Here is an 11,819-nt window from a genome sequence, read left to right on the forward strand (position 1 = left end):
CGGTTGAAGCCAGCGGGTCACACCACAACCGACCGGTGGGCGATCTCGTGCTGACTGGCTGCTGAGTGGGGGCGGGCAGGGTGGGGGCGCGTACCGAGACGAGTTCGAGACGGCGAGGAGAGCCGACATGTCACTCACCATTCCGGGCTTCGCCGGGAAACGCGTCACCGTGGCCGACGGTGTGGCGCTCAACGTCGCGGTCGGCGGGTCGGGCAGCCCGGTCGTGCTGCTGCACGGCTTCCCGCAGACCCACCTCATGTGGCGGCACGTCGCCGCGGACCTGGCCGCCGACCACACCGTCATCTGTCCCGACCTGCGCGGGTACGGCGACAGCGACAAGCCGCCGGCCGACGTGGACGGGGCCGCTTACTCCAAGCGCACCATGGCCGCCGACGTCGTCGCCCTGGCCGAGGCGCTCGGGTACGACCGGTTCGCGCTGGCCGGGCACGACCGGGGCGCGCTGGTCGCCATCAGGGCCGGGCTCGACCATCCCGGCTCCGTCACCCACCTGGCTTCGCTGGACGTCCTGCCCACCCTGGACACCTGGGACGTCATGCACGGCCGGGCGGCGGCGGTCGGATTCCATCTGTATCTGATGGCGCAACCCCCGGGCCTGCCCGAGAGGATGATCGCCGCCGAGGCCGACGCGTTCTTCGGGCACTTCCTCGACCTGTGGGTCAAGGACCCGGACGCGATCCCGGCGGACGTGCGCGCCGCGTACCTGAAGGCGTCCCGAGAGGCGGTGCCGTCGATCGTGGCCGACTACCGGGCCACGGCGACCGTCGACGTCGAGCACGACGAGGAGGACCGGCGGGCGGGCCGGCGGCTGGGCATGCCGGTGACGGTGCTGCAGCAGGACTGGGGGGCGGCGCTCGGGTTCGACGCCGCGGAACGGTGGCGGGCCTGGGCGTCCGACCTGGAACACCGTACGGTCGGCTGCGGTCACTTCATGGCGGAGGAGGCTCCGACCGAGGTGGTCGCCGCCTTGCGGAGCCTGCTCGCACGGTGACTGTCCGATGATCGAGCTGGAAGCCTGCGCGCGGCCGGAGACGGTCGCGCGCAGGCCGCACCGCTAGCCGGTCGTGGGCTTCACCTCGTCGTATTCGACGGCATAGTCCTGCTGCGAACGATCCTTCAGCGCGAACGCCGCCACAATGCTGATCACCGAGCAGATCGCCATGTAGACCGCGATGGCGAACGAACTCTGGTACGTCGCGTACAGCCAGACCGCGATCAGCGGCGCGGGCCCGCCGGCCGTGAGCGAGGCGAGCTGGTAGCCGAGCGAGGCGCCGCTGTAGCGCAGCCGCCCGGTGAAGCTCTCGGCGATGAACGTGGCCTGCGGCCCGTACTGGATGTCGTGGATGGGCGCGGCCAGCACGATGGCCAGGAAGACCAGCGACGGGACGCGCGTGTCGAGCAGCGGCCAGTAGATGAACGACCACACCACCATGAGCGCGGCGCCGATGATGTAGAGCCGCCTGCGGCCCACCAGGTCGGAGATGTAGCCCCAGAACGGCACCGTGACCAGGGAGACGAGGCCGGCCACGATGACGTACGTGTAGACGTCGCTGGCCTCGAAGCCCAGCGTCTTGGTGGCGTAGGTGAGGATGAAGACGGTGAAGATGTAGAACGGCGCCTGCTGGCCCGTGCGCAGCAGCGCGCTGAGCACGATCTCGCGCCAGTTCTTGGCCAGCACCTGGCGCACGGGCACCCGCTCGACCTTGTTCTCGGCGACGACCTTGGCGAAGACGGGCGTCTCCAGGATGCCGAGGCGGATGTAGAGGCCGACGGCCGCCATCAGGATGCTGAGCAGGAACGGGATGCGCCAGCCCCAGTAGGGGTCGATCGGCTGGAACACCTGCAGCGCCAGGTAGCCGAGCACGAGCCCGACGGGCACGCCGAACTGCGGCCAGCTGCCGAGGAAGCCGCGCTTGCCGCCGCGTGACTTGCCCCATTCGGTGGCGAGCAGCACCGAGCCGCCCCACTCGCCGCCGACGCTGATGCCCTGGAGCAGGCGCAGAAGGGTGAGCAGGATGCCGCCCCAGATGCCGATCTGCTCGTACGTGGGCACCAGGCCCACGAGGGCGGTGGCGATGCCCATGCTCAGGAGGGTGATGATGAGGGTGGCCTTGCGGCCGATGCGGTCGCCGTAGTGGCCGAAGATCGCCGCGCCGATGGGGCGGGCGGCGAAGCCGCCGAAGTAGGTGCCGAGGGCGAGCAGCAGGCCCGTCGTGGGGTCGCTTGTGGGGAAGAACAGCTCCGCGAAGATGGTGCTGGCGGCGAAGCCGTAGAGGAAGAAGTCGTACCATTCGATCGAGGTCCCCACGGCGGAGGCGATCACCGCCCGGACCAGTTGCCGTCTGTTCTGCTGACCTGTCGCGTCGAGTCCTTGCTGGTCAACCATCTACCGCTCCTGGGGTAGGTCGCGCGTTAACGGTGACGGTACATCAAGGATCATCGACGGTCACGAGGCGAAGTGATCGCGAATCAGCGCCACGCGCGCGCCCGCGCGCGATGGAAATCGCGGCCGGCTCGCGACCGGAGCGCGACGGGATCGGCGGTACGCGTGCGCTCGCGGGTGATGCGGGTCGTGCCTGGTTGCGGGGGGTGTCCGGGGGTAGCGGGAGGGCTCTGCCGCTTGAGGAGGACCTAGCGATGCGTCCGCGTTCCATCCCGTGTTCCATCCCGTGTTCCAGCCCGCGCCCCGTCTCGCGCCCTGTCCCGTGTTCCAGCCCGCGTCCCGTCTCGCGTCCCCTCCCACGTCCCGTCGTCTCCGCCCTGCTCGTCGTGGCCCTGGCGGCCACCGGCTGCGCGAAGGCGGAGCTGGACGACGCCAACCGGGTTCCGCAGAACGACGGCGCCAACGCCGACGTGGGCGACAGCCTGCGCCTGCGTAACGTCTTCCTGCTGCGCGGCGCCGGTCAGGACGCGTCCGCGCCGCCGGAGGCCCTGTTCGGGGTGCTGATCAACGAGGCCGGGCAGCCCGACCAGCTCGAACGGATCACGGTCGAGGGAGGCGGCTCGGTGCAGCTCGCCGGGCCGCTCGCGCTGCCGCCGAACCAGGCGGTCGGGACCGGCAACCAGCCGCTCGGCACGGTCAGCGGCGTGCGGGCGGGGACGGTGCCGATGACGTTCACGTTCAGGGGGGCCAAGCCGGTGCGGATGATGGTGCCGGTCAAGACCCGGACCGGCCACTTCGCCAATCTGCCGGCCGCCCCGCCGGCGCAGCCGTCCCCGACGACCCCGGCCACCGCCCCGCCCTCACCGTAAGCCGAGTGAGTCGGTCAGGGTTCTGGCCGCCTGGGTGACGAGTTCGCCGTATTCGGCGCGCAGCGCCTCCGGCATGCGGCTGGCCGGGGTGGAGACGCTGAGGCTGGCGATCGGCCCGTCGGGGCCGAGCACCGCGGAGGCGACGGCGGCGATGTCGGAGCGCCACTCGCCCCGGTTGTCGGCGTAGCCGCGCGCGAGCACCGCGTCCAGCTCGGCCCGCAGCGCGTCGGGGTCGGTGATCGTGGTGCCGGTGTAGCCGAGCAGCGCGCCGGCGGGACGGTGCAGGTGGGCCAGGACGGCCTTGCCGTTGGCCGAGGCGTGCAGGGGCAGCCTGATGCCGAGCGGCAGCACGATGCGCAGCGGCTTGTCGGTCTCCAGCCGCTCGATCAGCACGACCGCATCGCCCTCGGGCACCATGAGGTGGATCGTCTCGCCGGTACGCTGGCGCAGCTCCTCCATGACCGGCATGGCCGCGTCGCGCAGCCCCAGCTCGGTCGTACGCGCGATCTGCAGCGCCTTGCTGGTGACCTGCCAGCGCGTGACCTCGCCGCCCGCGGGCCTGATCCAGCCGGCCTCGTTCAGCGTCTTGAGCGAGCGCTGCACCGTGCTCTTCGGCAGGCCGAGCTCTCTGGCCAGCTCGCCCACCCCGATCGGCTGCCGCGCGGCGACCTCTTCGAGCACCCGGAGGGCGTTGATCACGTTCTGCATCATTGACTCCTCTACGGGCTGATTTTAATGTTAATGAACCGCACGGCGGCACAGTGTGCCGTGTGATGGCACGAAGGGTGGAGAGACCGTGGGCCGGCACTTCCTGCAGATCCCCGGGCCGACGAACGTCCCCGACCGGGTGCTGCGCGCCATCGCCCAGCCCACCATCGACCACCGGGGGCCCGCCTTCGCCCGCCTGGCGAAAGAGCTGCTGGAGCGGCTGAAGGGCGTGTTCGCGACGAGCGGCCCCGTCGTGGTCTATCCCTCCTCCGGTACGGGCGCCTGGGAGGCGGCGCTGGTCAACACCCTGTCGCCGGGTGAGAAGGTGCTGGCGTTCGAGACCGGGCACTTCTCCTCGCTGTGGTGCGAGATGGCCGCCCGGCTGGGCCTGGTCGTGGACCTGGTGCCGGGCGACTGGCGGCACGGCGCCGACCCCGCGGCGCTGGCCGAGCGCCTCACCCCCGACGTGGCCGCCGTGATGGTGGTGCACAACGAGACCTCGACCGGGGTGCGCAGCCGCGTCCCGGAGATCCGCGACGCCCTCGACCGGGCCGGTCATGACGCGCTGCTGCTGGTGGACACGATCTCGTCGCTGGGCTCGATGGACTACCGCCACGACGAGTGGGGCGTGGACGTGACCGTCGGCTGCTCGCAGAAGGGGCTGATGCTGCCGCCGGGGATCGGCTTCAACGCGGTCAGCGAGAAGGCGCTGGCGCGCCGGGGTCGGCTGCCGCGCTCGTACTGGGACTGGGACCCGATCATCGCGGCCAACCGGCAGGGCTTCTTCCCGTACACCCCGCCCACCAATCTCCTGTACGGGTTGCGCGAGGCGCTCGCCATGCTGGAGGAGGAGGGCCTGGCGGCGGTGTTCGCCCGGCACGACCGGCACGCGGAGGCGACCAGGCTGGCCGTGCGCGGCTGGGGGCTGGAGGTGCTCTGCGCCGACGAGCGTGAACACTCCAGCTCGCTGACCGCCGTGCTGATGCCGGACGGCCACGACGCCGACGTGGTCAGGCGGCTGATCCTGGAGCGCTACGACATGTCGCTCGGGACGGGCCTCGGCCGGCTGGCCGGGCGCGTCTTCAGGATCGGGCACCTCGGCCACTTCAACGACCTCATGCTGGCCGGCACGCTGAGCGGGGTCGAGATGGGGCTGCGCGAGGCGGGAGTGCCGATCAAGGAGGGCGGGGTCAGGGCGGCGCTGGCTCACCTGGAGGGCGGCCGATGAGCCTGGGGCGTCCGGCGGGCCTGGGGCGTCCGGCGGACCCGGCGCGTCCGGCCGGCAGCCTGGCCCGCGAGCTGGCCCCGATCCTGTCCGGCGACGTCAGGGACGACCCCTACACCAGGCACCTCTACTCCTCCGACGCCAGCATGTACGCCATCGAGCCGCTGGCCGTCGCCTTCCCCCGCCACGCCGACGACGTGCAGGCCCTGGTCGCGGCCTGCGGCGAGCTGGGCGTGCCCATCCTGCCGCGCGGGGCGGGCACCAGCCTGGCCGGGCAGACCGTGGGCGCGGCCGTGATCGTGGACTTCTCCCGGCACATGAACCGCATCCTGGAGATCGACGGCCGCACCGCCCGGGTGCAGCCCGGCGTCGTCCAGGACCAGCTCAACCGGGCCGCCCGCAAGCACGGGCTGATGTTCGGCCCCGACACCTCCACCAGCAACCGGGCCACGATCGGCGGGATGATCGGCAACAACTCCGCCGGCAGCCACTCCGTCCTGTACGGCTCCACCATCGACCACGTGCGTGCGCTGCGGGTCGTGCTCGCCGACGCCACCACCCCCGACCTGGCCACCGACGCCCGGCTGACCGCCGCGGTCGCCGAGGTGCTGGACGGGCTCGACCTCTCGGGCTTCCCGCGCTTCTGGCGGCACTCGGGCGGCTACCGCCTCGACGCCGCCGCCGGCGGCGACCTGACCAGGCTGATGGTCGGCTCCGAGGGCACCCTCGCCGTGGTCACCGAGGCCACGGTGGGGCTGGTGGACCTGCCCAGGGCCAAGGCCATCGCGGTCGGCCACTTCACCTCCACCCCGGCCGCCATCGCCGCCACCGCCGACGCCCTGTCCTTCGGCGCCGCCTCGGTCGAGCTGCTGGACAAGGCCATCCTCGACCTGTCCAGGCAGCGGGTGGACTACGCGGGCCTGGGTGACATCCTGGAGGGCGAGCCGCAGGCGCTGCTGTTCGTGGAGTTCTTCGGCGACGGGCCGGCCGAGGTGGCCGACCGGGTCGACGAGCTCGCCGCCACCTGGAAGGCGAACGGCCACGGTTACCACACGCTCAAGGCCGTCACCGCACGCGAGCAGTCGGCGGTGCTCAAGGTGCGCAAGGCGGGGCTCGGCCTGCTGATGGCCTCCAGTGTGGGCAGCCGCAGGCCGCTCGCGTTCGTGGAGGACACGGCCGTGCCGCCCGAGCGGCTGGTGCCGTACGTGGAGGAGTTCGCCCGGATCCTCGACCGGCACGGGCTGAGCGCCGGCTTCTACGGCCACTGCTCGGTCGGCTGCCTGCACGTCCGCCCGTTCGTCGACCTGCGCGCGCCCGGCGGGGTCGAGACGATGCGGGCGGTCGCCGAGGAGGTCGCCGAGCTGGCCGCCAGGCACGGCGGCGTCAACTCCAGCGAGCACGGCGACGGGCTGGCCCGCTCCGAGTTCAACCGGCGGCTGTTCGGCGACCCGATCTACGAGGCGATGCGGCGGGTCAAGCAGATCTTCGACCCGCACGGCCGGCTCAACCCCGGCAAGATCGTGGACGCGCCGCCGATGACCGACCACCTGCGCGACCCCGCGAGGCCCGAGCCGAAGCCCCTGGCCACCACGCTGTCCTTCGGCCCGGGAGGCATGCACGCGGCGGCCGACCGGTGCATGAACATCGGCGTGTGCCGCAAGGACGACACCGGCGTCATGTGCCCGTCGTACATGGCCACCCGCGAGGAGGAGCACTCCACCCGCGGCCGGGCCAATGCCTTGGTCAAGGCGCTGTCGTCGCCCGATCCGGAGCGGGAGCTGGGCGGCGAGCGGCTGCACGGCATCCTCGACCTCTGCCTGGAGTGCAAGGCGTGCCAGTCGGAGTGCCCGCTCGGGGTGGACATGGCCGCGATGAAGAGCGAGTTCCTGCACCAGTACCAGCAGGAGCACGGCGTGCCGCTGCGCTCGCGGGCCTTCGGCGCGATCAGGACGCTCAACCGGCTCGGCTCGGCCACCGCGCCGCTGTCGAACTGGCTGGCCGGCGCCGTACGCGGCCCGCTCCGGCTGAGCCCGCGCCCGCTGCCGCGCTTCCGGCGCGACAACCTGCTGCGCTGGTTCGCCCGCCGCCCAGAACGCCACCCCGAACGTCACCCCGACCACCGCTCCGAACGCCGCTCCGAACGTCACCCCGAGCCCGCGGGAACGCGCGAGGTCATCCTGCTGGCCGACTCCTTCACCACCTTCACCGAGCCCTCCGTCGGCCGCGCCGCCGTCGAGCTGCTGGAACGCGCGGGCTACCGGGTGCGCCTGGAGTCCAGGGGCTGCTGCGGGCGCTCCAGCATCTCCAAGGGCCTGCTCGACCAGGCACGGACGATGGCCGCCGACCTGGTCGGCCGCCTGGCCGGCTCCGACGCCCCCATCGCGGGCCTCGAACCGTCCTGCCTGCTCACCCTCAAGGACGAGTACGCCGCCCTGCTCCCCGGCGACCCCCGGGTGGCCGCGGTCGCGGCCAGGGCCAGGCTCGTCCCCGAACTGCTGGTGGAGGCCATCGACGACGGCTCGCTCGTGCTCGGGGACGCGCTCAAGGATCGCCGGATCCTGCTGCACGGCCACTGCCACGAGAAGGCCGTCACCGGCACCACCGCCACGCATGCGCTGCTGTCCAGGATCCCGGGAGCGGAGGTGACGGAGATCGACGCCGGCTGCTGCGGAATGGCCGGATCGTTCGGCTTCGAGGCCGAGCACTACGACCTGTCCATGAAGATCGGCGGTCTCCGGCTCTTCCCGGCGATCGCCGCGTCCTCACCCGACACCCTGCTCGCGGCCACGGGGGTCTCGTGCCGCCAGCAGATCGCTCACGGCGCGTCCCGCACCGCTGTTCACCCGGTCGAGCTGATCCATCGGGCGGCCGGGCTGCCATAACACGTTCGGGGGAGATCGGAGTACGCAGTGTCCGCAGAGCTCCTGTCCATTCTCGCCCTCATCGTCATGTTCGTCGTGGCCACCCTCTTCCCCGTGAACCTGGGAGCGCTGGCCCTCGTCGGCGCCTTCCTGGTCGGCACGCTGGCCGCCGGCATGGAGACCGACCAGATCCTCGACGCCTTCCCCGGCAGCCTCTTCGTGATCCTCGTCGGGGTGACGCTCCTGTTCGCCATCGCCACCAACAACGGCACCGTGGACTGGCTCGTACGAGCCGCCGTGCATCTCGTAAGGGGGCGGCTGGCGGCCATCCCGCCCGTCGTCTTCGTCATCTCCGCGCTGCTCACCGCCGTGGGGGCGCCCGCGCCCGCCGTGGCGGCGATCCTGGCGCCGATCGCGTTCGGGTTCGCGGCCGAGTACCGCATCCATGCGCTGCTGATCGGGCTCATGGTCGCGCACGGGACGCAGGCGGGGGCGTTCTCGCCGATCAGCGTGCTCGGCGGGATCGTGAACGGCGTCACCGACGAGGCGAACCTGCCCGGGAACAACCTGGTGCTGTTCCTGTCCAGCTTCGCCTTCAACACCGCGGCCGCGGCGATCGTCTTCTTCGTCTTCGGTGGCCGGGACCTGCTGCGGCGCGGCTCCCTCGAATCCCTGCCCGGCACCACCGCTCCGTCCGAATCCGCTTCGTCCGGCGCTGCCTCGTCTGAGACCGCTTCGTCCGAAGCCGGCACGGAAAGCACCTCCGGCGGTGGCGGGGTGAGCACCGCCACGACCCAGGACACCGCGACCGGCGGCGGGCTGCGGCTCACCCCGCACCAGGCGCTCACGCTGACCGGCATCGTCGGCCTCTGCGTGGCCGTGCTGGCGTTCAAACTGGACGTCGGCCTGACCGCCGTCACCGTCGCCGTCATCCTCTCGCTCACCTCCCCCAAGACGAACAAGGGCGCCGTCGAGCGGGTGGCCTGGCCGACCGTGCTGCTGATCTGCGGCGTCGTCACGTACGTGGGCGTGCTGCAGGAGATCGGCACCGTGGACCACGTCGGCTCGGCGGTGGCCGCGATCGGCATCCCGCTGCTGGTCGCGCTGCTCATCTGCTACGTCGGGGGCGTCGTGTCGGCCTTCGCCTCGACCGTGGGCATCCTCGGCGCGCTGGTGCCGCTGGCCGTGCCGCTGCTGTCGCAGGGCAGCCTGGGGCCGATCGCGATGATCGCGGCGCTGTCGGTGTCGTCGGCGATCGTGGACGTCAGCCCGTTCTCGACCACGGGGGCCCTGCTGGTGGCCAACGTCAGAGGCATGGCGCGGGACGACTTCTACCGCAAGCTCCTGGCCTACGGCGCCGTGGTCGTCCTGGTCGGCCCGGTGGCCGCCTGGGCCGTCCTGGTCGCGCCCGGCTGGCTGGGCTGACTCGCGGGTGCGCCCGGAGAGGTGGCCAGGCCCAGGCTCCGGGAGAAGGGCCTATCGCGTGGGCTCCGGGGGAGGTTTCATCGTAGGCACAACCCGATCGTGGAGGCAGACCGTGGCATTTCAGCTCATCGTTCTCTACAACCACCCCGAGAGCGCCGAAGCCTTCGACAAGCACTACGACGAGACGCACGCCCCGCTGGCGGCCCGGCTGCCGGGGCTGCGCTCGTACACGGTCACGCGTCCCGCCGCGGCGGGCGACCAGCCGCCCGCCTACCACCTGGTCGCGGTGCTGACCTTCGACGACGCGGCGGCGTTCGGCGCGGCCATGGCCGGCGAGGAGGGCAAGGCGGCCGTCGCCGACCTGGCGAACTTCGCCGGGGCGGGCGCCACGATGCTCACCGGCCCCGCCGGTGTGGTGGTCTGACGCCACGATGTTCACCCGGGTTCACCTGGGTTCACCCGGGTTCACCCGGGTTCACCCGGGTTCACCCGGGTTCAACCGGCCCGCGGGGGCGGTGGTCTGACGCGGGCCGGGAGACCGGCGGCCTCGCGAGCTCAGTTGATCGAAGGGGCGGGTACCGGCACCCGCCCCTTGTAGGGGTCGACGCGGCTGAGCGCGCCGCGGGCGATCGCCTTCACGTCGGAGTCCGAGAACTCCTCCGTCAGCGCGATGCCCAGTGCCACGAACAGCTCACGCGTCTCCGCCACCGTGGGCTGGGCGCTGAGCCGCGGCGCCCGGCCCAGCTCCAGCAGCCGGGTCTGGTCGAGGCTGTTCTCCAGTTCGACGTTCCACGGGTGGTAGTGGGCGCTGTCGCGCGGGATCGCCAGCCCGGGGAACTCGGGGCCGCGCTGGGTGATCACGAGATGGGTCGAAGTGAGGTCGCAGCGGAACAGCGAGAAGGTGTCGGAGAGCCCGAGCTTCAGGTCCAGCAGCCGGCTGTTGCGCTGCTGGTACCAGCAGGCCGCCAGAATGGTGGAATAGACGTCCTTCCGGGTGTCGAGCGGCGTCCACCCTTTCTCCTCGGCCCCGTCGGACGACAAACTCTGGTGCAGCTGCGTGTACGCCGCGCACAACGCCTCATTCGTCGGGTCGAGCAATTCGAGCAGAAACCGCATCCGCCGCCGCGTGGATTTCGCGCGCTCCACGCATTCCGGCAGGGTGACCGCCCGGATGTAGGTGCCGGTGCCGCCCTTGAACAGCCACAGATCGCTGTCCTTGCGCGCCTCGGCCAGTAACCGGGTGATGGCCGCCCCGTTCAGCGACTTGACGGAATCACCGCTGGACAGCAGTTTCCACATGCCGTCGGTCGCCCGCGTCACCGCGCCGATCTGCTCGGCGACCCGGGCCTGCCGGTTCCTGTCCCTGATCCACACGTACGCGAGCAGCGCCAGAACCGGCAGGATCAGCTTGTCGGACTGCCCGTCCTCGAACACCTCCAGCAGATCGAGGATGCTGACGGCGGCGGCCACGAGCAGCACGATGCCGAGGTCGAGGTTGGACATTGCGTTGCGGAGCCGCGCCGTCACCGTTGTCATAGCTTGTCGTTTAACCGGCCGGGCGCTTCCCGTCAAGCGTTCATCACCGTCCGGCACCGCCCGCCGCCCGTTGAAGCGGCAACGGGGCGATTTTCGCGCGGAAAGGACGCCCGCCACTTCCACCGCCGTTTCCGCCCTCGTTTCCGCCCTCGTTTCCGCCGTCGATTCCGCCGTCGATTCCGCCGCGGTTCGCACCGTCGTTCGCACCGCCGATTCCGCCGTCGCGGAGTCACCACGCAGTTACCGCAGGGCCGGCGCAGGGCCGGCGCAGGGCCGGCGCACACTCTGACCCGCCGTTTGGTAGCCTCCGTTGCTCTTGGTGTGATGCGATGGAAGCCGTAGCGGGGCGGTCGATCGAAGCAGGGGTGTGATGACGGAGTCGCCCGAATCGCGGGACGACAGTACGGGAACCCGGCGCGGGCGCAGGCCCATCCGGCCGGATCCCGAGTCCGGCCCCGTCGCACTGTTCGCCCATCGTCTCTGGGAGCTCAAGGAACGGGCCGGCGACCCGTCCTTCGCCGACATGGCCTCCCGCCTCGGGGCGGCGGCCTCGAAGTCGTCCCTGGCGGCGGCGGCCCGGGGCAGCGCGCTGCCGAGCTGGGAGACCACCTGGGAGTTCGTCCGGGTCCTGGCCGTCGACCGGCTGGGCGGGGATCCGGAGGAGGTCAGACGCGAGTGGCGGGCTCACTGGGAACAGGCCGCGAACGTCGGCTACCGGGACGACACCCTCGCCGGTCAGAGCGGGAGCGCCGCGCCTGACCGGCCGGTCCACCGTGAAGGCGCCGCGCCAGGCG

10 protein-coding genes are annotated in these 11,819 nt (G+C 71.6%); 7 read left to right on the forward strand and 3 right to left on the reverse strand.

The annotated features are described in order from the left end of the window. The first annotated feature begins 127 nt into the window (after positions 1-127). Complete coding sequence (locus ABFX54_RS41705) at positions 128-1,009, forward strand: alpha/beta fold hydrolase (protein WP_346112409.1); 882 nt, start codon at positions 128-130, stop codon at positions 1,007-1,009. 63 nt (positions 1,010-1,072) lie between these two features. Here ABFX54_RS41705 and ABFX54_RS41710 read toward each other — a convergent pair whose 3' ends face one another. Then, entirely contained in the window at positions 1,073-2,404 is a 1,332-nt protein-coding gene (locus ABFX54_RS41710) for an MFS transporter (RefSeq protein WP_346112411.1), read from the reverse strand. A 383-nt stretch (positions 2,405-2,787) separates the two neighbouring features. On the opposite strand from ABFX54_RS41710, the gene ABFX54_RS41715 reads away from it, so the two are divergent. After that, the gene (locus tag ABFX54_RS41715; RefSeq protein WP_346112412.1) at positions 2,788-3,270 is read left to right on the forward strand and encodes a hypothetical protein; all 483 of its coding nucleotides are present in this window, start codon (positions 2,788-2,790) and stop codon (positions 3,268-3,270) included. Here the strand turns inward: ABFX54_RS41715 and ABFX54_RS41720 are convergent. After that, on the reverse strand, positions 3,262-3,969 hold the full coding sequence (locus tag ABFX54_RS41720) for an IclR family transcriptional regulator (protein WP_346112413.1): 708 nt from the start codon (positions 3,967-3,969) through the stop codon (positions 3,262-3,264). The two genes, ABFX54_RS41715 and ABFX54_RS41720, sit on opposite strands and share 9 nt — an antisense overlap. Before the next feature lie 97 nt (positions 3,970-4,066). Between ABFX54_RS41720 and ABFX54_RS41725 the strand changes: the two genes are divergently transcribed. The 4 genes from ABFX54_RS41725 to ABFX54_RS41740 all read left to right on the forward strand — a co-directional run bounded on the left by ABFX54_RS41725 (position 4,067) and on the right by ABFX54_RS41740 (position 9,913). Beyond that, positions 4,067-5,206 (forward strand): pyridoxal-phosphate-dependent aminotransferase family protein, encoded by a 1,140-nt coding sequence (locus tag ABFX54_RS41725; RefSeq protein ID WP_346112414.1) that lies wholly within the window; start codon positions 4,067-4,069, stop codon positions 5,204-5,206. After that, positions 5,203-8,085 carry an FAD-binding and (Fe-S)-binding domain-containing protein gene (locus ABFX54_RS41730; RefSeq protein WP_346112415.1) on the forward strand — a complete coding sequence of 961 codons (2,883 nt, stop codon included), beginning with the start codon at positions 5,203-5,205 and terminating at the stop codon, positions 8,083-8,085. Before ABFX54_RS41725 ends, ABFX54_RS41730 begins: the two co-directional genes overlap by 4 nt. A 27-nt stretch (positions 8,086-8,112) precedes the next feature. Then, the gene (locus tag ABFX54_RS41735; RefSeq protein ID WP_346112416.1) at positions 8,113-9,489 is read left to right on the forward strand and encodes an SLC13 family permease; all 1,377 of its coding nucleotides are present in this window, start codon (positions 8,113-8,115) and stop codon (positions 9,487-9,489) included. A 112-nt stretch (positions 9,490-9,601) separates the two neighbouring features. Next, entirely contained in the window at positions 9,602-9,913 is a 312-nt protein-coding gene (locus ABFX54_RS41740; protein WP_346112417.1) for an EthD family reductase, read from the forward strand. A gap of 131 nt (positions 9,914-10,044) precedes the next feature. Here the strand turns inward: ABFX54_RS41740 and ABFX54_RS41745 are convergent, their stop codons facing one another. Next, on the reverse strand, positions 10,045-11,232 hold the full coding sequence (locus ABFX54_RS41745) for a hypothetical protein (RefSeq protein ID WP_346112418.1): 1,188 nt from the start codon (positions 11,230-11,232) through the stop codon (positions 10,045-10,047). A 163-nt stretch (positions 11,233-11,395) separates the two neighbouring features. Between ABFX54_RS41745 and ABFX54_RS41750 the strand changes: the two genes are divergently transcribed. Further along, on the forward strand, positions 11,396-11,819 hold a 424-nt coding region (locus tag ABFX54_RS41750), incomplete at its 3' end, for a hypothetical protein (RefSeq protein ID WP_346112419.1).

The organism is Nonomuraea maheshkhaliensis (genome assembly GCF_039529435.1).
Classification (GTDB): Bacteria; Actinomycetota; Actinomycetes; order Streptosporangiales; family Streptosporangiaceae; genus Nonomuraea; species Nonomuraea maheshkhaliensis.